This window comes from Poseidonocella sp. HB161398 (genome assembly GCF_005870025.1).
Lineage (GTDB): Bacteria > Pseudomonadota > Alphaproteobacteria > Rhodobacterales > Rhodobacteraceae > Mangrovicoccus.
The window spans coordinates 1-22312 of record NZ_VATA01000027.1; the positions used below are offsets into that span (position 1 = coordinate 1).

The window sequence follows — 22312 nt, forward strand, 5'->3', positions numbered from 1 at the left end:
CTTGTACTTCGTAGGGGCCCAACTGCTCATGCCTACCGGCTATCATGCTGGATTCATGCAGTGAATCCCTCGCACGATTTGTGCAACAAGGCCTAGCTGGAGATCACGGTCACATCGCTAATTGCGTACAGACAAAGTCGGCGCGTGTTACAATGTTGGCGCGCGGTAGCTCCGTGATTTTGTATCCGAGGGCGGTGTAGGTCTCGCGCATGCTGGCACAGGTCGCTTCCGCTTCGGCGCGAGTCTGCTTGCGTTCGGTGTCTTGCGTGAAGATCTCATCCCAGAACGGCGCCAGAAAGACGCGACGGTTGTAGCGGGCTGCCTTGGCTGCTGCGGCGACGTGGGGCGGCACGGGGAAGCCGCAGAGGATCAGGTAGCCCAAGATGTCAGGGATGCCGCGGTCGAAGATCACCGGGCCTGAGAGCGCCTGAGCGGCGCTGTAGGCGCGTAGGTCCTGCTCCAGCATCCTTTCGGCATAGGCCATGCGATCCGCCCAGGGGGGGGGCGTCTCCGCCGCTCTGCATCTCCTCGCGAATGACCGCGCGGCCGGATTCGGGGATCGTGTGAAAGCCGCGTCGGGCAAGCTCGGTGATGAGGCTGGTCTTGCCCGCACCCGGGCCGCCCGTCACGACGAAGAAATGGTCGCTCATGGGCCATCCTCGAGTTTGACAGGGGGAAGGGCTGCAACGCGATCGACACGCTATGGGCGCGGATCAAAGCAGCATGGATTTTCGTAGGGAAAACAATACCAGTCTGCGCGGCAGAGGCAAAACCTCTGACGATAAAGGCAGAACTATCTGGTGCTCTTCAAGAGATATCTGGTGGAGCCTAGGGGAGTCGAACCCCTGACCTCTTGCATGCCATGCAAGCGCTCTCCCAACTGAGCTAAGGCCCCGGCCGGCGCGGCGTCTGCCGCGTCGGTGAGAGGCTGTCTAAGGGGTCTGGCTGGGGAGCGCAAGCGGAAAAATCGCCGAACTGGAAAAAACTTCATCTCCCGGGGGAATCAGTTGAAAACGTCGGCAGAACAAGGGGTTGTGCGCCGAAAAAAGGAAAAGGACGGCGCCGGATCGCTCCGGGCCGTCCCTTGAATTCGCCTGGCCTGCGGCCGGTCTCAGTCGTCGCCGTTGTCGTCGGTCGAGACGTCGGTGATGTCGTCGAGGGAGACGTTGTCCTCCTCGTCCTCGTCGAGGACGTCATCATCGAGATCATCGCCCAGATCCATGTCGACATCGTCGTCATCGTCGAGGACCGTGTCATCGCCATCATCGCGCGAGGTCTTCTTCGCATCCGGATCGGCCTTGTCGGCGATCATCGTGCGGGATTTGCTGCCGGTGTCGATATCAACGACCTGGCCGGTATACGGGCTGACGATCGGCGACCGGCCGAGATCGTAGAACCTCTTGCCCGTAGTTGGGCAGACCCGCTTGGTTCCCCACTCTTCCTTGGGCATTTGGTCTTTCCTCTTTTCTCGACGGATTGAGTGTGGGCCATTGCCACAGCCCGGACGGGGTGTCAAAGGAAAAACCGTGAGGCGGAGTACTGGAAATGACAGGTGAGCGGCTCGAGCTGGCCGGGGTGCCCCGGGTCGAGGTGGAACTGCGGCGCTCGCCCCGGGCGCGGCGGCTGTCGCTGCGCATCTCGCGGCTTGACGGACGGGTGACGCTCACGGCGCCGCCGCATGTGCCGGCCGCCGAGCTCGACGCCTTCCTGCAGGAGCGCGGCGACTGGGTGCGCGACCATCTGGGCAGCACGCCGCCGCCGGTGCTGGTGGCGCCGGGCGCGCGGCTGCCTGTCGAGGGCGAGGCGCTGCGGATCGTGGCGGCGCGGGTGCGCAAGGCCGAGCGGCAGGGCAGCGAGCTGAGGGTGCGGGCCGAGCGCGCGGGGCCGCAGGTGCGGGCCTGGCTGACGGCGCTGGCGCGCGGCCGGCTGGCGGAGCGCTGCGATCTCTATGCCGGTCGGCTGGGGCGCAGCTATTCCGAGCTGGCGCTGCGCGACACCCGTTCGCGCTGGGGCTCGTGCTCGTCGGGCGGGCGGCTGATGTTTTCCTGGCGGCTGATCATGGCGCCCAGGCAGATCCTCGACTATGTCGCAGCCCATGAGGTGGCGCATCTGGCCGAGATGAACCATTCCGCGGCCTTCTGGGCCGAAGTGGCGCGGCTGCATCCGGGCTATGCCGGGGACCGTCGCTGGCTGCGCGAGAATGGCGCCTGGCTGCACCGCTACCGGTTCGGAGGAGAGGACAAGGGGACATGAGCAGCGCGAGACAGGCCGAAAGCTCGGTCCCGGCAGCGCATGACCGCATCTACCGCACGCTGCGCAACCGCATCATGTGCGGCGAGCTGCCGCCGGGACAGGCGCTGACGATCCGCGGCGTGGCGGCGGATTTCGGCGTTTCGATGACGCCCGCGCGGGAATCCGTGCGGCGGCTGGTGGCCGAGGGCGCGCTGACGCTGTCGGGATCGGGGCGGGTGGCGACGCCGGCGCTCGGCAACGAGCGGATCGAGGAGCTGGCCGCGCTCCGGGGCATGATCGAGCCCGAGCTGAGCTCGCGGGCGCTGCCGAAGGTGCATTTCGCGCTGATCGAGCGGCTGGAGGCGATCAACATGGTGATCGCCGACGCGGTCGGCCGCGGCGATGCGGTCGGCTATATCCGCCACAACCTGGAATTCCACCGCACGCTCTATCTGCGGGCGCAGGCGCCGGCGATGCTGGCAATGCTGGAAACGGTCTGGCTGCAGCTGGGGCCGACGATGGGCGCGCTCTACGGGCGGCTCCGCCGGACCGGCGTGCCGCATGGGCACCGGCTGATCATCGAGGCGCTGAAGGCTGGCGACGAGCCCGGGCTGAGGCTGGCGGTCAGGACCGACGTGACCCAGGGGCTGCGGATGATCGCTGGGGAGTAAGTCGCGCGGGACGGGCGGGACGCGCCGCCGCCGCGGGCGGGCGGCTCAGGGCAGCAGCGCGTAGCCTGCGGCAAAAAGGGCGGCCCAGGTGCCCAGGACGATCGTCGCCTGCGCGATGTTGATGCGCAGCTGCGGCTCGTTGGTGCGGGCGGGGCAGGACTTGGTCAGGTTCGGATGCATGTCGGTAACTCTATATGAAGCGGACGAAGGCTCTCTAGCGGCGCGACTCCGTTCCGTCTACGCCCGTAAAATGAGTGCGGTTAGCGAGATATTGACGCATTTTCGGGCGTTGTGAAAATTCCTGTGGAAAACCCGCTGGCTAGCCGCTGCTTTTCCGGGCGCTGTCCGGCGCGCCTGCAGCTACCGCATCGCGGGTCTTCGCGCGCTGCATGGCCTGCGCGCGGGCGGAGCCCCGCCGATGGCGGCACAAAGGGGAACCGGTCCCCCTTGCCTTTGTTGGTTCCGCAACAGACATGTGATGTGCGGGGCGTGGCGGGACATGGCGATGGAAGCAGACGAGTTCATGGAGTTCGGACAGGGCGGAACGATGGAGGAGCTTGTCGGCAAGCTCGGCGAGGCGGCCTCTGGCGAGACCGTCTCCTTCGACGACATCCTCGATGCGATCGGCGACACCTCCTTCCTGCCCGTGCTGATGGTTCCGGCGCTGCTGGTGGTCTCGCCGCTGTCGGGCATTCCGCTTTTCTCCACGGTCTGCGGCCTGACGATTGCCTTCGTCGCCGGGCAGATGGTGATCGGCCGGACGCGGCTCTGGCTGCCCGAGGCGGTCACCCGCCGCAGGATCCACGGCCGCAAGGCGCGCGAGGCGATCGGCCGTCTGGGCGGGCTGGCGCGCTGGCTCGACCGGCACGCGACCGGCCACGGGTCCTGGGCGATGCGGCGGCCGATCCGCAAGGGCTGCGAGATCGCCTGCCTGGTCTGCGGCCTGGCGATGCCCTTCCTGGAGCTCGTGCCCTTCTCCAGCTCGATTCTCGGCCTGTCGGTGCTGCTCTTCGCGGTGGCGATGCTGGCGCGGGACGCGCTCTTCATGTCGATGGGGGCGCTCCTGATGGCGACCGCCCTGTCGCTGCCCTTCTACGCGATCAGCGCCGTCGCGGCCGCCGCCGCCTCCTGAGGCGCGGCCACGCGGCCGCTTGGCAGCGCGCGCCATGGCGCCTGTTCTTGCCCCTGACCGGCCCTTGCAGCAGGTTGGATGAGAGATGACGTCCGCACGCCGAACCACCTGAAGACCGCCCCGGCATCCGGCCCGGGGCAGGGCGCGCTGCCCCGGGGCAGCCGCGCAGCTTCTGCGTGACCAAGGCAAATGACTCATCCCGGAAACTGCAAATGGAAAACTTCTTCGACAGCCCGTTCAAGGGCGTGACGCTCGACCGGCAGGTCGGCAACCCGAATATCACCGTCGGCCGCTACGGCTACTATTCCGGCTACTACCATGGCCACAGCTTCGAGGACTGCGCCCGCTACCTGCCGCCCGACGTGGGGGCGGACCGGCTCGTGATCGGCAGCTTCTGCTCCATCGGTTCCGGGGCGGCCTTCATCATGGCCGGAAACCAGGGGCACCGGAGCGACTGGATCAGCACCTTCCCCTTCTACTGGATGTCCGAGGTGGCGGCGTTCGGCGGGCGGAGAACGGCTACCAGCCGGCGGGGGACACGGTCATCGGCAACGATGTCTGGATCGGTTCCGAGGCGGTCATCATGCCCGGCATCCGCGTCGGGGACGGCGCGGTGATCGGCACCCGCGCGCTGGTGACCCGCGACGTGGAGCCCTATGCGGTCGTCGGCGGAAATCCCGCAAAGGTGATCCGCAAGCGCTTCGATGACCGGAAAATCGCGCTCCTGCTGGACATGCGGTGGTGGGACTGGCCGGAGGAGCAGCTGCGCGCGGCGATGCCTTTGCTGACCAGCGGCAAGGTGGAGGAGCTTCACCGGCACTGGCGCGACCGGGCCCGCCTCGGCTGAGCAGGGCCCCGAACGGAAACCGCCCCGGATGCGCGGGGCATCCGGGGCGGCGGTCCGTCCGGCGCGGGCCCGCGGGCCCCGGGATCACTCGGGCTTGTTCAGCGCGGTGAGGCCCTTCAGCAGGTCGATCGCGTAGGAGAGCTGGAAGTCCTGGTTGCGCAGATGCGCGGCGGCCAGGGCGGCGTCCTGCTCTTCCTGGATCTGGCGCTGCTCGTCCTCGGAGAGGCTGTCATTGTCGAGGCTGCCGCGCAGGTCGGCCTCGGTCCGGGTGCGGATCTTGGACTCGTCCTCTTCCGTGATCTCCTCGACCGGCTGCTGCTCCACCACGATGTCGGGCGAGACGCCGAGCGCCTGGATCGAGCGGCCCGAGGGCGTGTAGTAGCGCGCGGTGGTCAGGCGCATCGCGCCGCCGCCGGGCACCGGCATCACGGTCTGGACCGAGCCCTTGCCGAAGCTCTTGGTGCCGACCACGACCGCGCGGCGGTGATCCTGCAGCGCGCCCGCGACGATCTCGGAGGCCGAGGCCGAGCCGCCATTGATCAGCACGACCAGCGGCTTGCCTTCGGCCAGGTCGCCCTCGGTGGCGTTGTAGCGGTCGCCGTCGGCCGGGTTGCGGCCGCGGGTCGAGACGATCTCGCCCTTGTCGAGGAACGCGTCCGAGACCTTGATCGCCTGGGTCAGCAGGCCGCCGGGGTTGTTGCGCAGGTCGAGCACGTAGCCGCCGACCTTGTCCTCGCCGCCGAGCTCTTCGACGGCCTTGGCCAGGCCGCTTTCCATGTCCGGATAGGTCTGGTCGTTGAAGGTGGTGACGCGCATCACCACGACATTGCCCTCGGTGCGCACGCGCGCGGCGGTCAGCTTGATCGTGTCGCGGGTGATGGTGACGTCGAAGGGCTCTTCCTCGCCCTCGCGCACGACGGTGATGACGATGTCCGAGCCGACCGGGCCGCGCATCAGCTCCACCGCCTCGTCGAGCGTCAGGCCGAGGATGCTCTCGCCGTCGACATGGGTGATGTAGTCGCCGGACTCGATCCCGGCCTCGTCGGCAGGGGTCCCGTCCATCGGCGAGACGACCTTGACGAAGCCGTCCTCCTGCGTGACCTCGATGCCGAGCCCGCCGAATTCGCCGCGGGTCTGCTCGCGCATGTCGTTGGCGTCGTCGGGCGAGAGGTAGTTCGAATGCGGGTCGAGCGAGGTGAGCATGCCGTTGATGGCGGCCTCGATCAGGTCGCCGTCATCGACTTGCTCGACATACTGCGCGCGGATCCGCTCGAAGATGTCGCCGAAGAGGTCGAGCTGCTCGTAGACCGACATGGAGTCCGGCTTTTCCTCGGCCAGAACGGGGCGGGCGATCTGCGTCGTCAGCACGGCGCCTGCGACGGTTCCGGCCAGGGCGGCCATCACGAAGGATCTCATCTCGGTTTCTTGTCCTCTTCCGCCGCGAACCACTGCGCGGGGTCCGCGGGCCTGTTGGCATCTCTTGCTTCCATATAAAGCGTGTCTCCCGGCAGGTCGCCAGATGTAAACGGAGCAGGCGTCACAATTCCGTGGCCGTCCTGCGATCCGCCCTCCGTCCCCGCGGCCTCCGGAAGGAAGCCCAGCGGCAGGCCCGGAGCGACCGGATCGCCCGAGCGCACCAGCAACCGGCCGAGCCCGGCCAGCGCCAGGGTGCGCCCCGGAGCGAGCTCGATCACCAGCACCAGGCGGTGTCCGCGCAGCGGCCCGGCATAGAGCACATGGCCCGCTGCGGGGGCGCTGACCAGCGCGCCGGGCCCGGCCCTGAGCCGCCAGCCGGGCCCGTCGGCAACCGGCACGGCCTCGACCGGCAGCGGCAGGCCCGCGGGCGCGGCGCCATGCGGCGTCTCCGGGCCGAGCCGGGCGCCGAGCCCGGTCAGGTCGGAGATCCCCAGCGCGCTGGCCTGGGCGGCGGCGCTCTCGCTGTCGAAGGCGGGGGGCAGGTCGCCGCGTGAGGCCGAGGCATCGATCAGCGTCTGGCGCGCCTCGGCGGTCTCGTCGCGCAGCTGCCCGAGCTCGCCGGACGCCTTGGCCGCGGCCCGGCGCAGGTCCTGCACATGGTCGAGCCGCGCGATCAGCCCGGCGCGTCCCGCCGCCAGCGCCTCGACCATGTCATTGGCCATCGACGCCGTCCGCGCCGCTGCCAGCGCGCCCTGCGGATGCAGGAAGGGCAGCGGCGCATCGGCATCGCCCAGCCGCTCCAGCGCGGCCAGCAGCTGGGCGCTGCGGTCCTCGTCGCCCGAGAGCTCTGCCGAGAGCCTGGCCTCTTCCGCCTGCAGCAGCGACAGCTGCGTGCGCAGCGCCGCCTGGCCCTCCTCCTGGGCGGCGATGAGCTGGGTCAGGGCGCTGAGCCGGGCGGAGCTGCCGGTGGCGGTCTCCGCGGCGCGGGCGGCGGCGGCCACCCGCTCTTCCCAGGGGCCGGGCGCGGCACCGGCCGGCGCTGCCCCGAGGACGGCCGCCGCGCAGGCGGCGAGAAGAAGGGCGCGCGGGCTCAATTGATCAGCGACTTTCCGGTCATCTCGGGCGGCGTGTTCAGCTCCATGAGCTGCAGCACGGTCGGCGCGAGATCGGCGAGGATGCCGTCATGCAGCGTGGCGCCCTCGGGGCCGCCGACCAGCGCGACCGGCACCGGGTTCAGCGTATGCGCGGTATGCGGACCATTGGTCTCGGGATCCCACATCTGCTCGCAATTGCCGTGATCGGCGGTGACGATCATCGCGCCCCCGGCCTTCTCCAGCGCGGGCAGCACCCGGGCCAGCCCCTGGTCGACCGCCTCGCAGGCCTTCTTCGCCGCCTCCAGGTCGCCGGTATGGCCGACCATGTCGGGATTGGCGTAGTTCACCACGATCAGGTCGTAGCCCTTCCCGATCGCCTCGACGAACTTGTCGGTCACCTCTACCGAGGACATCTCGGGCTGCAGGTCGTAGGTCGCGACCTTGGGCGATTGCGGCATGAACCGGTCCTCGCCCTCCTCGGGGGTCTCCTTGCCGCCATTGAGGAAGAAGGTGACATGCGGGTACTTCTCGGTCTCGGCCAGGCGGAACTGGGTCAGCCCCTGCTTGGCGACCCAGGCGCCCAGCGTGTTGGCGATGGCGCGCTTGGGGAAGACCGTCTTCATGAAGCCGTTATGGGCGTCGGAATACTCGACCATGCCCAGCATCTGGGCGAAATGCGGACGCGGCGCGGGGTCGAACCCGTCGAAGCCCGGCGCGCCGAGCGCGGCCAGGATCTCGCGGGCGCGGTCGGCGCGGAAGTTCAGGCAGAAGAAGCCGTCGCCCTCCTGCATGCCCTGGTACTCGCCGATCACCGTCGGCTTGATGAACTCGTCAGTCTCGCCGGCGGCATAGGCCTCGGCGACGGCGGTCCCGGCATCGTCGGCGCGGCGCGCGTCGGCAACGGTCCAGGCGCGGTAGGCGCTCTCCACCCGGTCCCAGCGGTTGTCGCGGTCCATGCACCAGTAGCGCCCGGTGACGGTGACGATCTTCGCGTCGTTCTGCAGCCCCTCGGCCAGCTCGGTCATGAAGCCCGCGGCAGAGGAGGGCGCCACGTCGCGCCCGTCGGTCACGGCATGGATCGCCACCGGCACGCCGGCATCGCAGAGCACCCGCGCCGCGGCGAGGATGTGCAGGATATGGCCATGCACGCCGCCATCGGAGACCACGCCCATCAGATGCGCAGTGCCGCCGGTCTCCTTCATCGCGGCGATGAAGCCCTTCAGCGTCTCGTTTTCGGCGAAGCTGCCATCTTCGATCGCCAGGTCGATCTGGCCCAGATCCATCGCCACGGTGCGTCCCGCGCCGATATTGGTATGGCCGACCTCGGAATTGCCCATCTGCCCCTTCGGCAGGCCGACGACCGGGCCATGGGTGGTCAGCTCGGCACTCGGGCAGGTTGCCATGATGCGGTCGAAGGTCGGGGTCTCGGCCAGGGCGGGGGCGTTGTACGCGGTGTCGGCGCGCTTGCCCCAGCCGTCGAGGATGCAGAGGACGACAGGTTTCGGTGCCATGGCGGCGGGCTCCTCGGTCTTTGAACGGTTGCCGCAGACTTAGCCCAAGACGCCGCCAAGGAAAACGACCAGTTTGGCCGCGGCTGCCCCCGCAGGCGGTCAAATGCCTGTAAACCATGACGCTATCCCGTGCGGGATCCGGCGCCGGATCCGGGCTAGACAGGCGGCGGCCCTGCAGGGCCGGAACGGATGCGGGACAGCATGATGGACGGGCTCCTGACAATGGACGCGCTCTTGCGCCGCGAAGCGCCCCTGGCCTGCGCCGAGCGCGGGCTCTGGTCGCAGGCCGCGCCGGAGAACAGCGTGCCCGCGCTCGAGGCGGCGATGGAGGCGGGCTGCGAGATGGCCGGGTTCGACCTGCGTCTGTCGCGCGAGGGCGACCTGGTGGCTTTCCGCGATCCCGACCTGTCCCGGATGACGGCGGCGCGAGGGCCGGTGGCGGGGATGGCGACCGCCTCGCTGACCCGGCTGCCGCTGCGCGGCGGACGCGGCGGCGGGGCCGGGCTGAGCCGGTCCTACCTGCCGCTGGCCACAGAACTCCTGGCCGCGGCCGACGGGCGCTGCCTTCTGGTCTTCACCCTGCCGGCGCTCGATGCGCTGCCTGCCGTGCTGGCGCGGCTCGCCGCCTGCGGCGCGGCCGGGCGCGCGGTGCTGCGGGCGGGCTTCGCCGATCCGGCCGGGGTGCAGGCGTTCGCCGCGGCGGTCTCCGCGGCGGGGCTCGGCGCGATGCCGCGGCTGCGGCTCGGCCCTCCGGAGGCGGATGGCGCGGTGCTTGCCGCGCTGCTGGCGGCGCGCCCGGCCATGGCGGAGGTCCCAGGCGCCCCGGCGGCGCGGATCGCCGCGCTGGCCGGACCGCTCGCCGCGGCCGGGATTCCGGTCATGGCCGGCGCCCCCGGGAACGGGCCGGAGGACGGGGCCGCGTGCGAGGCCGGCTGGGCGGCGCTTTGCGAGGCAGGGGTGCGCGCAGTGGCCACCTCGCAGGCAGATGCCTTCCTGCGCTGGCGCGCCGGGCGGGTCGCGGCCTGAGACCTCATTGCCAGTTGCCGCAGGGCAGGGCATGACTGGGGGGAGTGACAGGCAGACAAGGACCCTCCCCACGTGCCCCTGACCCGAGACGAAGAAAGTTTCCTGATCGACATCGTGCGCGAAGCGGCCCGGCAGCACATCCTGCCGCGCTTCCGCGCCCTGCCAGAGGACGCGATCAGCTCCAAGACCGCGGATGACGACCTGGTCACCATCGCCGACCAGCAGGCGGAGAAGCACATCGCCGCCGCGCTTGCGGGCGGGGCCCTGGGCGAGGTGCTGGTGGTCGGCGAGGAGGCGGTCGAGGAAGACCCGGACCTGCCCGCGCGCATCCCCGGCGCGGCCCGCGCGGTGATCGTCGATCCCGTGGACGGCACCTGGAACTTCGCCCATGGCCTGGCCAATTTCGGCGTGATCGTGGCGGTGACCGAAGAGGGCGAGACGGTGTTCTCGCTGCTCTACGACCCGGTGCTGGACGACTGGATCCTGGCGCGCAAGGGCGGCGGCACCTGGTTCTGCCGGCCCGATGCAGAGCCGCGCCGCCTCGCCATGCCCGCCCAGCCGTCGGCGGCCACGGGGGGCTTCGTGCCGCTGCGGCTCTTCCCGCTCGACCAGCAGCCGAAGCTCGCCGCCGAGCTGATGGCCGGCAGCCGCACCTATTCGCTGGGCTGCGCCTGCCACGAATACCGCATGCTGGCGCAGGGCAACGCCCGCTACGCGCTCGGCGTCAAGCCGAAGCCCTGGGACCATGCCGCCGGGGTGCTGGCCGTGACCGAGGCCGGCGGACGGGCCGGGATGCTCGACGGCACGCCCTACCGCCCGGGCGCCGTTCCCGCGGGCGTGCTGCTGACCGCGCAGAGCCCGGCGCTTTTCGACGAGATGAAGGCCCGGCTGGCCTGGCTCTCCGAGGAGGGCGCGGCATGAGCAGGACGATGACCGCCGAGGAGATCGCCCGGCTGCCCTACCGGCAGAATGTCGGGGTGATGCTGGTCAATGCCCAGAACCGCGTCTTCGTCGCCCAGCGGATCGACAATCCGGGCCCCGCGCTGCAGATGCCGCAGGGCGGGATCGACAAGGGCGAGGATCCGCGCACGGCCGCGCTGCGCGAGCTGGAGGAGGAGACCGGCGTGTCGCCTGCGCTCGTCACCGTCGAGGCCGAGACCGCGGGCTGGATCGCCTATGACTTGCCGGTCGACCTGCTGCCGAGGCTCTGGGGCGGCAAGTTCCGCGGGCAGGAGCAGAAATGGTTCCTTCTGCGCTTCCACGGCAGCGACGACCAGATCGACATCGCCACCGAGCATCCCGAATTCAGTGAATGGCACTGGGTGCCGCTCGACGAGGTGGTGGAGCGGATCGTGCCCTTCAAGCGCGCGGTCTACGAGCAGGTGGTGGACGAGTTCCGGCCCTACCTGGCCTGAGGCTGCCAGCGGCGCTCGAGCGTTTCGATCGCCGCGATCCGCTCGGCCGTCTTCGGGTGGCTGAGGAACCAGGCCGGGGCGGGGCTGCCGCCCTGGGTCAGTGCCTCGAGCTTGCGGAACAGGTCCTTCTGCGGGCCGGTGCCGATCCCCGCCTGCGTCAGCAGTGCCGCGGCATAGGCGTCGGCCTCGTACTCGTCCTGGCGCGAGAGCCGCGCGGCGAGCATGCCGGTCAGCAGGCTGGCGATCGCCGGGCCGACCCCGGGGATGATCCGCGACAGGATCATCGCCGAGGCGACGCGGATCGCGTTCTGCCCCGAGAAATCGATCATCCGCCGCCGCGAATGGCCGAGCGCGACATGGCCCAGCTCGTGCGCGATGACCGAGGCCAGCTCCTCGGCCGAGACATCGCCCTGGCGGAATCGGTTGTAGAAGCCGCGGGTCAGGAAGATCCGCCCGTCGGGCGCGGCCAGGCCGTTCACCGGCTCGATTTCGTAGAGATAGACCGGGATGCGCGGCACATCGAGCGCCTCCGCCATCGGCTTCAGCACCTGCGCCAGCCGGCCATCGGCGAGCTCGCTGGAGCGCTGGTCCAGCTGCTGGCGCGTGCGCCAGGCAGAGAACAGGTAGTAGGCGATGCCGTAGAGCAGGGCGGCGAGGATGGGCGCGAGTTTCAGCATGGATCAAGATATGGCGATCCGCGCCGCGCCCGGCAAGGCCGCATGGCGCCGGTTCAGCCGACGGTGCTGCCCGTGCGCTGCCGGTTGGCGACGACATGCTCCAGCAGGTCGCGGCTGCCGATCTCGCGCGCGATACCGCGCAGGAGCTCCCGGTCGCCGCGCGACCAGATCCGCGACATGCGGCTGTTGGCGCTGAGGCTGGCCATCACCCGGTCGCCGCCGGCCGAATGCACCGGCACGCCGAGGAAGGATGTCAGTTCTTCCGCGACCATCAGGCCGCAGCGCCCGTCCCGCCAGACGCTGCCCGCGCCGTGATGGGCCTGCAGCTCCTGTCCGGTCTGCAGCACGGCATCGCAGAAGCAGTTGCCGGCCGGGACCGGGACCAGCTCCGGCGGTTCGGGAAGATCCTGTCCGCGGGCGAGAACCAGCAGGCAGCCGGGAAGCGGGGAGGGCAGCGCGAGGGCGATGCAATCTGCCCGGAGGCTGCGTGCGGCCGCTTCGATCATTTCTGCCAAACTGTTCAAGGTCTGTCGGTGCATGGTTATCACGGTACGGTGATCACGGGGCTCGTCAACCCGCCCGGAGGTCCCGATCAGCGGCGCGGAACGGGCCGGACGGGGGTTGCGGAACCGCGGGTTCGCCGTACGAAGGGCACGGCTCCTGAAAAGGCCATCATTATCAACGAAATGAATTGGTCCACTTTTGTTTAAACAAATTCCCGGGGGAATCGGTCAGGTTTTCCCGTACCCGCAATAACTTGGCGTCATCGGCCCGCCTGTCTGCCGCGCTTTTAGGCAGGTCTACCAAGTCATCGGCGGGAAATGGAAACTGGTCCGGACACCTGTCCGCATGGCCGGCCAGTCGGCAGAGTGATTCTGTCAAGGATTTTCGCGGCCCAATGGAGGCATGCGCGGCTTTCCGCTACGTTCTGCGCTCAGCGCCCCAGCAGCCGCATGCCGCGGTCGATGCCTTCCAGCGTCATCGGCACCATGCGCTCGCCGAAGATCTCGCGGATCAGGCCGATCGACTGGGTATAGGGCCAGTGGCGTTCGGGGACCGGGTTCAGCCAGAGGCAGTCGCGCCACTGGTCCATCGCGCGGCGCAGCCAGACCTCGCCGGCCTCCTCGTTCCAGTGCTCGTTGGCGCCGCCCGGATAGAGCACCTCGTAGGGCGACATCGAGGCGTCGCCGACGAAGATGCACTTGTAGTCGGGCCCGTAGGTATGCAGCACGTCCCAGGTCGGCACCTGCTCGCTCCAGCGCCGGGAATTGTCGCGCCAGACGCCTTCGTACAGGCAGTTGTGGAAGTAGTAGTGCTCCAGGTGCTTGAACTCGGCCCGGGCGGCCGAGAACAGCTCTTCGACCACCTTGACATGGTCGTCCATCGAGCCGCCGATATCGAAGAACAGCAGCACCTTGACCGCGTTGCGCCGCTCGGGCCGGGTCTTGACGTCCAGGTATCCATGCTCGGCCGTGGCGCGGATCGTGCCGTCGAGGTCCAGCTCGTCCGCCGCGCCGTCGCGGGCCCATTGGCGCAGCCGCTTCAGCGCCACCTTGATGTTGCGGGTGCCAAGCTCGACGCTGTCGTCGAGATTGCGGAACTCGCGCTTGTCCCAGACCTTCACCGCCTTGCGGTGGCGGCTCTCCTTCTGGCCGATGCGGATGCCCTCGGGATTGTAGCCGTAGGCGCCGAAGGGCGAGGTGCCGCCGGTGCCGATCCACTTGCTGCCGCCCTGGTGGCGCTCCTTCTGCTCCTCGAGCCGCTGCTTGAGCGTCTCCATCAGCTTGTCGAAGCCGCCAAGCGCCTCGATCTCGGCCTTCTCCTGCTCCGAGAGATGCTTCTCGGCCATCTTGCGCAGCCATTCCTCGGGGATGTCGACGGCCTCGATCATCTCCTCGAAGCTGATCGATTCGAGCCCCTCGAACGTGCCTGCGAAGGCGCGGTCGAAGCGGTCGAGATTGCGCTCGTCCTTCACCATGACGGTGCGGGCGAGATAGTAGAACCCGTCCACGTCATAGGTGACGAGGCCGGTTCTCATCGCTTCGAGGAAGCTGAGATATTCGCGCAGGCTGACCGGAACCCCGGCCTTCCGCAGGTTTTCGAAGAACGGCAGGAACATGGGGGGAGAATAGCGCCGCCGCCGGGGCTTTGCCACTCCCGCCCGCGCTCAGCCCGCCCGCTGCAGCCAGATTGCGGCAATCAGCCCGATCAGCCCGCCGATGATGGCGAAGACGGCGGCATACTGGGCGATGTCATAGCGGTTGCCGCCGCGGCGGCGGGCCAGGAAGGCGCCGTAGCCGCCCCCCAGGAGGGTCGTGACGATGACGATCATGGGGGTCTCCTCACACGCCGTGGCGCATCGCCAGGGCCTCGATCTCGACCGCGCGATCCTCGGCGCGGTCCGGGCTGCCATAGGCATAGACGCCCCAGGCCAGCGCCTCCTGCCGGAGCGCCGGGTCGGGATGGCCGGTCGCCGAGAGCGCGGCCGCCTTGGCGATCTGCAGATCCGACAGGAGCGCGGCATCCTCGTGCCGCCTGGCGGCGGGCATGTAGAGGTCGCAGAGGCCGATCGCCATGTCCCACTGCCCCGCGCTCAGCGCGAAGGCGGCCAGGTGGAAGCCGGACTGGGCGGCATGGATGCGGGTCTCGGGCATGCTCTCGAAGATGTCCTTCGAGGCGAGGAAGGCCTGCAGCGCCGCCTCGCCGTCGCGCGGCAGGCTGAGCCGTCCGAGCGTGAACAGGCTGAAGCCGGTGCGCACATCCTCCCAGGGGGCCGATTCCACCACCGCCCGCTTGGCGGCGGCGCGCCGCGCCGAGGTGCTGCCCGGGCTCAGCGCGCGGGTGATGTCGCGCATCCAGGTGTCGCTCGAGGGGATGACGCCGCGGGCCGGGACCGACTGGCCGCGGGGATTGAGCGCCGCCAGCACGACGGGGATCTGCGCCGCGACCTGCTCCTTCGTCATCCCCGAATGCAGCGAGGGATGGTAGGTGGCGCGCAGCATCAGCATGTCGAACCCGGTCAGGATCGGGTTGAGGTTGTCGTCGTTGAAGACCGAGTCGCCCAGCCGGAACAGGTCGTTGAGCGGGCCGAGCCCCTGCGCGATCTCCTCGTGCAGGCAGTCGCGGATCTCCTGCTGGGAGGTGTCGACCGGCACGAAGGCCGAGACCGCCTTGCGGGTCTTCAGCCGGGTCCAGGAATAGTCGGGGCTGCGCGGCGTCTGGCGGAACCCGTCCCAGGTGACCCGGGTCGGCAGCACGAAGCAGGCGGCCTCGGGCACGGTGCGCTGCATGTCGCGGCTGGTGATGCCCTGGATCGTGACCGAGGCGGTGGCCGGATCGGCGGTGCGGCGGATGTCGAGTCCGGCCTCGCTCTTCAGCCGGTGCATCAGCCGCCGCAGCTCCTTTTCCAGCGCCGGGCTGGGGATGCCGGTGACGGCGACGGTGATCGGTCCCTCGAAGCGGGTGAAGACCGGCAGGGCCTGGCCGCTTTCGAGATTGAAGGAGAGGTCGAGGAAGTCCTTCGCCATGTCGGCATTGGCGCGCTGCGGCGGCTGCACGTCGGTGGCGCCGAAGCTCATCACCTTGGGCAGGGGCAGGGGCGTGTCCGCGGCTTCGGGACGGGAGGGCGGATTGGCGGCGCAGCCGGCCAGCAGCGCGAGCAGCGCGAGAAGCGGCAGGACCCTCACGTCTTCGGTCCGCGGCTGTACTTGACGAAGGGCGTGACCTGGCCGACCCGGTCGTAGAGCTGCCGGGCGGTGGCGTTGTCCTCCTGCGTCAGCCAGTAGGTGTCGGCGGCGCCCGCGGCATCGGCGGCGGCATAGACCGCCTCGATCAGCGCGCGGCCCAGCCCGCGGCCGCGGGCCTCGGGATCGGCATAGAGGTCCTGCAGGTAGCAGACCGGCGCGAGATGCCAGTTATGGGCGTGGAATATATAGTGTGCCAGCCCGGCCGGCCGGCCCTCGGCCTCGGCGATCAGGCAGTGCTGCGGCGCATCGCCGAGGAGCCGCGCGAAGGTCGCGTCAAGCAGCTCCGGCGGTCGCGACGTGCCGTAGAACTCGAGATAGGCGCTCCAGAGCCGGTCCCAGTGAGGGCGGTCTCCGGCGGCGAGAGGGCGAACGGTCAGGGTCATGAACATTCTTGTATCTTGCTGCTCACCCAACCCATAGGCGAGCCGGGGCGCGAAAGAAACAGGCTTTGCCGGATCGCGGGCTTTTCGCGGCCCCGGGTGGCGCGGATGCACAGCGGCTGCTCATCCGGCGAGCTCGCCGGGCACCGTGCCCAGCGTCGAGACCGCCAGCGCCAGCACCGCCCAGCCCGCGGCCACCACCGCGCCGTCGCGCGACAGGATGCCGATGGCGAAGATCGCGACCGGCACCCCGAGAAGCGGCGTCGCCACCGGAATCGCGCCGAGCACCAGGAGCGAGCTGCCCGCCAGGATCAGCACCAGCGCGATCAGCGACAGCGACAGCCGCCCGGCCGAGAGCACCTGCAGCCGGACATGCAGGTGCCGCCCGAGCCAGGCGGCGGCCGGCTGCATCCGTTCGGCCATGCGCGCCAGCTGCGCCGCGGGCAGGGTGCGGCGGCCGAGGAAATCCGGCAGCCAGAGCCCGCGCCGTCCGCGCAGCATCTGCAGTCCGATCAGCGCCGCCAGCGCCCCGAGCGCGCCGCCGATGCCGGGGATCATGCCGAGGGGCAGCACCATCAGCACCGCCACGATCATCAGGAGCGGCGCATGCCCGCGCGCGCCGATTTCCTCGACCAGCCGCGCCAGCGGGATCTCCTCGCGTCCCTCGGCCAGATCGCCGATCCGCGCGACGAGGTCGGGCAGGGCGCCGGGGCCGGTCTGTTCTCCATCCTGTGCCATGCAGCCGGAACGGCAGGGACCCGCCGCCGGTTCCGCCCGCGGGGATGACATTATGATGACAGCGCTTCGGGGCGCGGGCGGTCAGTAGAGCCGGGTCTCGGCATCCTCGTCATGGATCTCCTGGATCTCGGCGACGGTCAGCTCCGAGGGCACCGCCTCGGCCACCCATTGCGCCAGGCTCGGCGCGCTGCGGCGGGCGGGCCAGGTCCCGGACTGCCAGAGGCGCGCGCGGGTGAAGGCCTTGGCGCAGTGCATGAAGACCTGCTCCACCCGCACGGCGAGGATCAGGTCGGGCCGGCGGCCGTTATGCGCCAGCCGCTCCTGCGCGGCGCGGTCGCGGGCGATCACCGCGGTGCCGGCGATGCGCAGCGTCTCGGGATGGCCCGGCACCAGGAAGATCAGCCCGACGCGGGGATCGCTCAGCACGTTCTCGAAACTGTCGAGCCGCTGGTTTCCCAGCCGGTCGGGGATCAGGAGCGTCCTGTCGTCGAAGACCTCGGCGAAGCCGGGCCGGTCGCCGCGCGGCGAGACGGCGACCTGTCCGGTGCGCCCGGACGTGGCGAGAATCAGGAATGGCGACAGCGCGATGAACTCCCGCGCCAGCCCGGTCAGCCGGTCGCGGTCCTTGCCAGTGACGCGGACCGATGTCTGGTCGGGGATGATCTCGCGCAGCCGCGCATGGCTGGTGATGGTCTCGTCCGGACGGAAGCTCATGGCGGTCTCCTGCGGCGAAGGGCAAAGCCGTCTTACCCTAGGTCAGGAAATCCCGCCGGCATAGCCCCCTCGGGCGGGGCTCAGCGCCCGCCGCGCCGCGCCATGAAGGCCAGCCGCTCGAAGAGATGCACGTCCTGCTCGTTCTTCAGGAGCGCGCCATGCAGCTTCGGCAGGGCGGAGGCGCCGTCGCGCTTCAAGTCGGCCGGGTCCAGATCCTCGGCCAGGAGCAGCTTCAGCCAGTCGAGCACCTCGGAGGTCGAGGGCTTCTTCTTCAGCCCCGGTGTCTCGCGGATCTCGTAGAACTGGGTCAGCGCCGCGGTCAGCAGCGCGCCCTTGATGCCGGGATGGTGGACCTCGACGATCTTCTTCAGCGTGTCGGGATCGGGGAAGCGGATATAGTGGAAGAAGCAGCGGCGCAGGAAGGCGTCGGGCAGCTCCTTCTCGTTGTTCGAGGTGATGATGACGACGGGGCGGTTGACCGCGCGCACGGTCTCGCCGGTCTCGTAGACATGGAACTCCATCCGGTCGAGCTCCTGCAGGAGGTCGTTGGGGAATTCGATGTCGGCCTTGTCGATCTCGTCGATCAGCAGAACGACCTTTCCCGGGGCGGTGAAGGCGTCCCAGAGCTTGCCGCGGCGGATGTAGTTGCCGACCTCCTCGACCCGCGGATCGCCCAGCTGGCTGTCGCGCAGGCGGCTGACGGCGTCGTATTCGTACAAGCCCTGCTGGGCGCGGGTGGTCGACTTGATGTTCCATTCGATCATCGGCAGTCCGAGCCCTTCGGCGACCTGCCGCGCGAGCTCCGTCTTGCCGGTCCCGGGCTCCCCCTTGACCAGGAGCGGCCGCTCCAGGGCGACGGCGGCATTGACCGCGACCATCAGGTCCTCGGTGGCCACGTAGCTGTCGGTACCCTCGAACTTCATGTCGTCTAACTCCCGGTAAAGCGGACCATGCTGCCCTGCGGCGAGAGCCTAGCATCCCCTGCGACAGGTTCAAGCACCGGCTCTTTCAACGTGACAATCGCAGGTTATTAAGGTACAGCCGCGCGCGGGAGGGCATCGGATGTCGGATCAAAAAAACCCAACGGCAGCCGGCCATGAATTGGGAGCAGTGATGAAGGCCGAAACATTTCTTCCTGACGACTACCGTCCGGCCGAGGACGAGCCGTTCATGAATGAGCGCCAGCTGGAATATTTCCGTCGCAAGCTCAACGCCTGGAAGCACGAGCTTCTGGCCGACAGCCGCGACACGATCGAGGGGCTCCAGGAAAGCACGCGCAACATCCCGGATATCGCCGACCGCGCGTCGGAAGAGACCGACCGGGCTCTGGAACTGCGCACCCGCGACCGCCAGCGCAAACTGGTCTCGAAAATCGATGCGGCGCTGCGCCGGATCGAGAACGGCGAATACGGCTATTGCGAGGCCACCGGGGAACCGATCTCGCTGAAGCGGCTCGATGCGCGTCCGATCGCGACGCTCAGCCTCGAGGCGCAGGAGCGGCACGAGCGCCGCGAGAAGGTGCATCGGGACGACTGACGCACTGGAAATGGGAACTGGCAGAGGGCCGGCAACGGCCGTGACCACATGCTGATCGGACGCCAGGCGATTGTCGTCGGCGCCGGGATCGGCGGTCTTGCGGCCGCGCTCGCCCTGGCGCAGCGCGGCGCCTCTGTCACCGTTCTCGAACAGGCCGGAGAGATCGCCGAGGTCGGGGCGGGGCTGCAGATCAGCCCCAACGGCACGGCGGTGCTCGAGGCGCTGGGGCTCGGCCCCCTACTTCCGAAAATCGGGATGCCGCTGTCGCTCCTGCGGATGCGCGACTTCGCCCGCGCGGGCGACGTGCTGCGCATGGACGTGGCCGGGGCGAAGTACCGCCATCCCTGGCTGCTGGCGCATCGCGCCGACCTGATCGCCGTGCTGCAGGAGGCGGCCGAATCGTCCGGCGTGCGGATCGAGACCGGCGCCCGCGTCGCGGGGCTGATCGAGGATGGCCGCGCCGGGGTGGAGCTGGAGGACGGGCGCGTGCTGCGCGCGGGCGTGGTGATCGCCGCCGACGGGGTGCGTTCGCGCATCCGCCCGGTGATCGACCCGGCGCCCGAGCCCGGCTTCCGCCGCCAGGTCGCCTGGCGCGTGCTGGTGCCGGGCTCGCCCGGCGCCGCCGCCGAGGTGCAGCTGGTGCTGGGACCGGGGCGCCATCTGGTGCGCTATCCGCTGCGCGGCGGGATGCTCGTCAATATCGTCGCCGTCGAAGAGCGCGACGCTTGGGCCGAGGACGGCTGGAGCCACGAGGACGATCCGGCCGAGCTGCGCGCCGCCTTCTCGGGCTTCCCGCCGGAGATCACGGCCGAGCTGGAGCGCGCCGAGACCGCGCATCTCTGGGGGCTCTTCCGCCGCCCCGTGGCGCAGCGCTGGACCCGCGGCCGCGCCGCGCTTCTGGGCGACGCGGCCCATGCCACGCTTCCCTTCATGGCGCAGGGCGCGGTGATGGCGCTGGAGGATGCCTGGGTGCTGGGCGAGAGCCTGGCGGGCTCGGACGGGGTGGAGGCGGGGCTCGCGCTCTACGAGGCGCGGCGCAAGGCGCGCTGCCGCCGCACCGTCGCCGCCGCCGACCGCAACGCGCTGGCCTACCACCTCTCGGTGCCGGGCGTCCGGCGGCTGGCGCATCTGGGCCTGGGCCTCGGCGAGCGGCTGAAGCCGGGGCTGGCGCTGTCGCAATTCGACTGGCTCTACCGCCATGACGTGACCCGGGACTGACGGGATCTGGTCCCGGTAGAGCGGAATTGAGACCATGTGATGAGGGGGCAGGCCTTGTTGCGACCGGCGCCATGGCCTAAGGACACTGGCATTTCCAGCGAGGAGCAGCCATGGCCCGCCGTCCGAACAGCCCCAGCGAGGAACGCGAGAAGTCGAAGAAGATAGGCGCCCTGCGCGGCCTCTATCCCTTCCTCAGGCCGTACCGCCCGCTTCTGGCCGCGTCCTTCGCGGCCCTGGTCTTCACCGCGACCGTCTCGCTCGTGCTGCCGGTCGCCGTGCGGCGGGTGGTCGACGGGTTCCTGACCGGCGAGACCGCGCTCCTCGACAAGTACTTCATCGCCGCGCTCGGCATTGCCGGGCTGCTCGCGCTCGGCACGGCGCTGCGCTACTACCTCGTGACCCGGCTGGGCGAGCGGGTGGTCGCGGATATCCGCACATCCGTCTTCGACCGCATGATCGCGATGAGCCCGGCCTTCTACGAGAAGATCATGACCGGCGAGGTGCTGTCGCGGATCACCACCGACACGACGCTGATCCTGTCGGTGGTCGGCTCCTCGGTGTCGTGGTTCCTGCGCAACCTGCTGCTCTTCGGCGGCGGCCTCGTGATGATGCTGCTGACCTCGGCCAAGCTGACCGGGCTGGTGCTGCTGCTGGTGCCGGTCGTGCTGATCCCGATCCTGGGGCTCGGCCGCCGCCTGCGCGGGCTGGCGCGCGACAACCAGGACTGGATCGCCCAGGGCTCCGGCAAGGCCTCCGAGGCGCTGCTGTCGGCCCAGGCGGTGCAGGCCTTCACCCATGAGGCGCAGAGCCGGGCGATGTTCGCGGAGGTCACCGAGAAGTCCTTCGACTCGGCCAAGCGCCGCATGGTCGTGCGCGCCGCGCTGACCGCGATCGTCATCTTCATCGTCTTCGGCGGCATCATCGGCGTGCTCTGGGTCGGCGTCACCGACGTGCGCGGCAGCACCATGACCATCGGCGAGCTGGTGCAGTTCGTCATCTATGCCGCGATCATGGCGGGCTCCGTCGCCGCGCTGTCCGAGATCTGGGGCGAGCTGCAGCGCGCGGCCGGCGCCACCGAGCGGCTGGTCGAGCTGCTCCATGCCGAGGACACGGTCGCCGATCCCGAGATGCCGCGCGCCCCGGCCGAGCCCGCCAAGGGCGAGATCGAGTTCCGCGACGTGCGCTTCCACTATCCGACCCGGCCCGAGGATGCCGCGCTGGAGGGCCTGTCCTTCCGCGTGACCCCGGGCGAGACCGTGGCGCTGGTCGGTCCCTCGGGGGCGGGCAAGTCGACGGTGCTGCAGCTGCTCCTGCGCTTCTACGATCCACAATCGGGCGAGGTGCTGCTCGACGGCGTGCCGCTGCCGGCGATGGCGCGCGAGGCCTTCCGCCAGCACATGGCGCTGGTCCCGCAGGAGCCGGTGATCTTCGCCGACACCGCCCGCGCGAATATCCGCTTCGGCCGCCCCGGCGCCACCGATGCCGAGGTCGAGGCCGCCGCGCAGGCCGCGGCCGCGCATGGCTTCGTCTCCGAGCTGCCGCAGGGCTACGACACCTATCTGGGCGAGCGCGGCGTGATGCTCTCGGGCGGGCAGAAGCAGCGCATCGCCATCGCCCGCGCGATCCTGCGCGCGGCGCCGGTGCTGCTCCTGGACGAGGCGACCTCGGCGCTCGATGCGGAAAGCGAGGCGGCGGTGCAGGCGGCGGTGGACGAGATGTCCCGCGACCGCACCACGCTGGTCGTCGCGCACCGCCTGGCCACGGTGAAGAAGGCCGACCGCATCCTGGTCTTCGAGAAGGGCCGGATCGTCGCCCAGGGCACGCATGACAGCCTGGTGGCCGAGGGCGGGCTCTATGCCCGGCTCGCGCGGCTGCAGTTCACCGAGGCCGTCGCCGCCGAGTGACGCCGGGCCGCGGCGCGGGGCCGGGTCGCAGCGTTACGCTTGCGCTCGGCCCGGC

The 22312-nt window shown here is 69.7% G+C and carries 25 protein-coding genes, 1 tRNA gene and 1 pseudogene; 10 read left to right on the forward strand and 17 right to left on the reverse strand.

Going from position 1 to position 22312, the window contains the following annotated elements; translation table 11 throughout:
* Positions 1–109 precede the first annotated feature (109 nt).
* The 4 genes from FGX59_RS19965 to FGX59_RS19975 form a co-directional block, all read right to left on the reverse strand.
* The gene (locus FGX59_RS19965; protein ID WP_240722597.1) at positions 110–484 is read right to left on the reverse strand and encodes an AAA family ATPase; all 375 of its coding nucleotides are present in this window, start codon (positions 482–484) and stop codon (positions 110–112) included.
* Positions 387–650, reverse strand: a complete 264-nt coding sequence (locus FGX59_RS38805; RefSeq protein WP_240722599.1) for an AAA family ATPase — start codon at positions 648–650, stop codon at positions 387–389. The genes FGX59_RS19965 and FGX59_RS38805 overlap by 98 nt, the downstream gene beginning before the upstream one ends.
* A gap of 169 nt (positions 651–819) precedes the next feature.
* Positions 820–895 (reverse strand) — tRNA-Ala (locus tag FGX59_RS19970).
* 216 nt (positions 896–1111) lie between these two features.
* Positions 1112–1450 (reverse strand): TIGR02300 family protein, encoded by a 339-nt coding sequence (locus FGX59_RS19975; RefSeq protein WP_138468891.1) that lies wholly within the window; start codon positions 1448–1450, stop codon positions 1112–1114.
* A gap of 95 nt (positions 1451–1545) precedes the next feature.
* Between FGX59_RS19975 and FGX59_RS19980 the strand changes: the two genes are divergently transcribed.
* Positions 1546–2253 carry a M48 family metallopeptidase gene (locus tag FGX59_RS19980; protein WP_138468892.1) on the forward strand — a complete coding sequence of 236 codons (708 nt, stop codon included), beginning with the start codon at positions 1546–1548 and terminating at the stop codon, positions 2251–2253.
* The gene (locus FGX59_RS19985; protein ID WP_138468893.1) at positions 2250–2903 is read left to right on the forward strand and encodes a GntR family transcriptional regulator; all 654 of its coding nucleotides are present in this window, start codon (positions 2250–2252) and stop codon (positions 2901–2903) included. The genes FGX59_RS19980 and FGX59_RS19985 overlap by 4 nt, the downstream gene beginning before the upstream one ends.
* A gap of 45 nt (positions 2904–2948) precedes the next feature.
* Here FGX59_RS19985 and FGX59_RS39340 read toward each other — a convergent pair whose 3' ends face one another.
* Positions 2949–3083, reverse strand: coding sequence for a hypothetical protein (locus FGX59_RS39340; RefSeq protein ID WP_255471612.1), 135 nt, complete (start codon positions 3081–3083; stop codon positions 2949–2951).
* A gap of 325 nt (positions 3084–3408) precedes the next feature.
* On the opposite strand from FGX59_RS39340, the gene FGX59_RS19990 reads away from it, so the two are divergent.
* Both FGX59_RS19990 and catB read left to right on the forward strand, forming a co-directional pair.
* Positions 3409–4035 (forward strand): exopolysaccharide biosynthesis protein, encoded by a 627-nt coding sequence (locus FGX59_RS19990; protein WP_240722601.1) that lies wholly within the window; start codon positions 3409–3411, stop codon positions 4033–4035.
* 212 nt (positions 4036–4247) lie between these two features.
* Positions 4248–4882 (forward strand): annotated as a pseudogene (gene catB / locus FGX59_RS19995) (type B chloramphenicol O-acetyltransferase).
* An 84-nt stretch (positions 4883–4966) separates the two neighbouring features.
* Here catB and FGX59_RS20000 read toward each other — a convergent pair.
* Genes FGX59_RS20000 through gpmI form a run of 3 tightly spaced genes read right to left on the reverse strand, consistent with a single transcriptional unit; the run spans position 4967 to position 8903 of the window.
* On the reverse strand, positions 4967–6298 hold the full coding sequence (locus FGX59_RS20000) for a S41 family peptidase (RefSeq protein ID WP_138468894.1): 1332 nt from the start codon (positions 6296–6298) through the stop codon (positions 4967–4969).
* Positions 6295–7392 (reverse strand): murein hydrolase activator EnvC, encoded by a 1098-nt coding sequence (locus FGX59_RS20005; RefSeq protein WP_138468895.1) that lies wholly within the window; start codon positions 7390–7392, stop codon positions 6295–6297. Before FGX59_RS20005 ends, FGX59_RS20000 begins: the two co-directional genes overlap by 4 nt.
* On the reverse strand, positions 7389–8903 hold the full coding sequence (gene gpmI, locus FGX59_RS20010) for a 2,3-bisphosphoglycerate-independent phosphoglycerate mutase (RefSeq protein WP_138468896.1): 1515 nt from the start codon (positions 8901–8903) through the stop codon (positions 7389–7391). Before gpmI ends, FGX59_RS20005 begins: the two co-directional genes overlap by 4 nt.
* 189 nt (positions 8904–9092) lie before the next feature.
* Between gpmI and FGX59_RS20015 the strand changes: the two genes are divergently transcribed.
* The 3 genes from FGX59_RS20015 (at position 9093) to FGX59_RS20025 (ending at position 11344) form a co-directional block, all read left to right on the forward strand.
* Positions 9093–9929 (forward strand): glycerophosphodiester phosphodiesterase family protein, encoded by an 837-nt coding sequence (locus tag FGX59_RS20015; protein WP_138468897.1) that lies wholly within the window; start codon positions 9093–9095, stop codon positions 9927–9929.
* A gap of 72 nt (positions 9930–10001) precedes the next feature.
* Positions 10002–10850, forward strand: coding sequence for an inositol monophosphatase (locus FGX59_RS20020; protein ID WP_138468898.1), 849 nt, complete (start codon positions 10002–10004; stop codon positions 10848–10850).
* An 8-nt stretch (positions 10851–10858) separates the two neighbouring features.
* Entirely contained in the window at positions 10859–11344 is a 486-nt protein-coding gene (locus FGX59_RS20025; protein ID WP_138468965.1) for an RNA pyrophosphohydrolase, read from the forward strand.
* Here FGX59_RS20025 and FGX59_RS20030 read toward each other — a convergent pair.
* The 9 genes from FGX59_RS20030 to FGX59_RS20065 all read right to left on the reverse strand — a co-directional run bounded on the left by FGX59_RS20030 (position 11332) and on the right by FGX59_RS20065 (position 18522).
* Positions 11332–12021, reverse strand: coding sequence for a M48 family metalloprotease (locus FGX59_RS20030; RefSeq protein WP_138468899.1), 690 nt, complete (start codon positions 12019–12021; stop codon positions 11332–11334). The genes FGX59_RS20025 and FGX59_RS20030 overlap by 13 nt on opposite strands.
* Before the next feature lie 53 nt (positions 12022–12074).
* Positions 12075–12527, reverse strand: a complete 453-nt coding sequence (locus FGX59_RS20035; protein WP_171060740.1) for a GAF domain-containing protein — start codon at positions 12525–12527, stop codon at positions 12075–12077.
* A 428-nt stretch (positions 12528–12955) separates the two neighbouring features.
* Complete coding sequence (locus tag FGX59_RS20040) at positions 12956–14140, reverse strand: VWA domain-containing protein (RefSeq protein ID WP_138468901.1); 1185 nt, start codon at positions 14138–14140, stop codon at positions 12956–12958.
* A 48-nt stretch (positions 14141–14188) separates the two neighbouring features.
* Complete coding sequence (locus tag FGX59_RS37665) at positions 14189–14353, reverse strand: hypothetical protein (RefSeq protein ID WP_171060741.1); 165 nt, start codon at positions 14351–14353, stop codon at positions 14189–14191.
* Positions 14354–14363: 10 nt separating this feature from the next.
* Positions 14364–15707 carry a DUF2927 domain-containing protein gene (locus FGX59_RS20045; protein ID WP_138468902.1) on the reverse strand — a complete coding sequence of 448 codons (1344 nt, stop codon included), beginning with the start codon at positions 15705–15707 and terminating at the stop codon, positions 14364–14366.
* Positions 15704–16156 carry a GNAT family N-acetyltransferase gene (locus FGX59_RS20050; RefSeq protein WP_138468903.1) on the reverse strand — a complete coding sequence of 151 codons (453 nt, stop codon included), beginning with the start codon at positions 16154–16156 and terminating at the stop codon, positions 15704–15706. The genes FGX59_RS20045 and FGX59_RS20050 overlap by 4 nt, the downstream gene beginning before the upstream one ends.
* A gap of 114 nt (positions 16157–16270) precedes the next feature.
* The gene (locus FGX59_RS20055; RefSeq protein WP_138468904.1) at positions 16271–16885 is read right to left on the reverse strand and encodes an exopolysaccharide biosynthesis protein; all 615 of its coding nucleotides are present in this window, start codon (positions 16883–16885) and stop codon (positions 16271–16273) included.
* Between the two features lie 81 nt (positions 16886–16966).
* Positions 16967–17599, reverse strand: coding sequence for an MSMEG_1061 family FMN-dependent PPOX-type flavoprotein (locus FGX59_RS20060; protein ID WP_138468905.1), 633 nt, complete (start codon positions 17597–17599; stop codon positions 16967–16969).
* A gap of 80 nt (positions 17600–17679) precedes the next feature.
* Positions 17680–18522 carry a MoxR family ATPase gene (locus FGX59_RS20065; protein WP_138468906.1) on the reverse strand — a complete coding sequence of 281 codons (843 nt, stop codon included), beginning with the start codon at positions 18520–18522 and terminating at the stop codon, positions 17680–17682.
* A 190-nt stretch (positions 18523–18712) separates the two neighbouring features.
* Between FGX59_RS20065 and dksA the strand changes: the two genes are divergently transcribed.
* From dksA to FGX59_RS20080, 3 genes are all read left to right on the forward strand, one after another.
* On the forward strand, positions 18713–19135 hold the full coding sequence (gene dksA, locus FGX59_RS20070; protein WP_138468907.1) for an RNA polymerase-binding protein DksA: 423 nt from the start codon (positions 18713–18715) through the stop codon (positions 19133–19135).
* Between the two features lie 48 nt (positions 19136–19183).
* The gene (locus tag FGX59_RS20075) at positions 19184–20353 is read left to right on the forward strand and encodes an FAD-dependent monooxygenase (protein ID WP_138468908.1); all 1170 of its coding nucleotides are present in this window, start codon (positions 19184–19186) and stop codon (positions 20351–20353) included.
* 110 nt (positions 20354–20463) lie between these two features.
* Positions 20464–22257 (forward strand): ABC transporter transmembrane domain-containing protein, encoded by a 1794-nt coding sequence (locus FGX59_RS20080; protein ID WP_138468909.1) that lies wholly within the window; start codon positions 20464–20466, stop codon positions 22255–22257.
* Positions 22258–22312 lie beyond the last annotated feature (55 nt).

Excerpts from the sequence above, each read along its gene's own strand:
- FGX59_RS20055 (WP_138468904.1), bottom strand. The coding sequence starts at position 16,885 with ATGGCACAGGATGGAGAACAGACCGGCCCCGGCGCCCTGCCCGACCTC.
- FGX59_RS20030 (WP_138468899.1), bottom strand. The coding sequence starts at position 12,021 with ATGCTGAAACTCGCGCCCATCCTCGCCGCCCTGCTCTACGGCATCGCC.
- FGX59_RS19985 (WP_138468893.1), top strand. The coding sequence starts at position 2,250 with ATGAGCAGCGCGAGACAGGCCGAAAGCTCGGTCCCGGCAGCGCATGAC.
- FGX59_RS20015 (WP_138468897.1), top strand. The coding sequence starts at position 9,093 with ATGCGGGACAGCATGATGGACGGGCTCCTGACAATGGACGCGCTCTTG.
- FGX59_RS37665 (WP_171060741.1), bottom strand. The coding sequence starts at position 14,353 with ATGATCGTCATCGTCACGACCCTCCTGGGGGGCGGCTACGGCGCCTTC.
- FGX59_RS19975 (WP_138468891.1), bottom strand. The coding sequence starts at position 1,450 with ATGCCCAAGGAAGAGTGGGGAACCAAGCGGGTCTGCCCAACTACGGGC.
- FGX59_RS20075 (WP_138468908.1), top strand. The coding sequence starts at position 19,184 with ATGCTGATCGGACGCCAGGCGATTGTCGTCGGCGCCGGGATCGGCGGT.
- FGX59_RS20060 (WP_138468905.1), bottom strand. The coding sequence starts at position 17,599 with ATGAGCTTCCGTCCGGACGAGACCATCACCAGCCATGCGCGGCTGCGC.
- FGX59_RS20035 (WP_171060740.1), bottom strand. The coding sequence starts at position 12,527 with ATGATCGAAGCGGCCGCACGCAGCCTCCGGGCAGATTGCATCGCCCTC.
- FGX59_RS20025 (WP_138468965.1), top strand. The coding sequence starts at position 10,859 with ATGACCGCCGAGGAGATCGCCCGGCTGCCCTACCGGCAGAATGTCGGG.
- FGX59_RS20065 (WP_138468906.1), bottom strand. The coding sequence starts at position 18,522 with ATGAAGTTCGAGGGTACCGACAGCTACGTGGCCACCGAGGACCTGATG.
- FGX59_RS39340 (WP_255471612.1), bottom strand. The coding sequence starts at position 3,083 with ATGCATCCGAACCTGACCAAGTCCTGCCCCGCCCGCACCAACGAGCCG.
- dksA (WP_138468907.1), top strand. The coding sequence starts at position 18,713 with ATGAAGGCCGAAACATTTCTTCCTGACGACTACCGTCCGGCCGAGGAC.
- FGX59_RS19965 (WP_240722597.1), bottom strand. The coding sequence starts at position 484 with ATGGCCTATGCCGAAAGGATGCTGGAGCAGGACCTACGCGCCTACAGC.
- FGX59_RS38805 (WP_240722599.1), bottom strand. The coding sequence starts at position 650 with ATGAGCGACCATTTCTTCGTCGTGACGGGCGGCCCGGGTGCGGGCAAG.
- FGX59_RS20050 (WP_138468903.1), bottom strand. The coding sequence starts at position 16,156 with ATGTTCATGACCCTGACCGTTCGCCCTCTCGCCGCCGGAGACCGCCCT.
- FGX59_RS20040 (WP_138468901.1), bottom strand. The coding sequence starts at position 14,140 with ATGTTCCTGCCGTTCTTCGAAAACCTGCGGAAGGCCGGGGTTCCGGTC.
- gpmI (WP_138468896.1), bottom strand. The coding sequence starts at position 8,903 with ATGGCACCGAAACCTGTCGTCCTCTGCATCCTCGACGGCTGGGGCAAG.
- FGX59_RS19990 (WP_240722601.1), top strand. The coding sequence starts at position 3,409 with ATGGAAGCAGACGAGTTCATGGAGTTCGGACAGGGCGGAACGATGGAG.
- FGX59_RS20080 (WP_138468909.1), top strand. The coding sequence starts at position 20,464 with ATGGCCCGCCGTCCGAACAGCCCCAGCGAGGAACGCGAGAAGTCGAAG.
- FGX59_RS20000 (WP_138468894.1), bottom strand. The coding sequence starts at position 6,298 with ATGAGATCCTTCGTGATGGCCGCCCTGGCCGGAACCGTCGCAGGCGCC.
- FGX59_RS19980 (WP_138468892.1), top strand. The coding sequence starts at position 1,546 with ATGACAGGTGAGCGGCTCGAGCTGGCCGGGGTGCCCCGGGTCGAGGTG.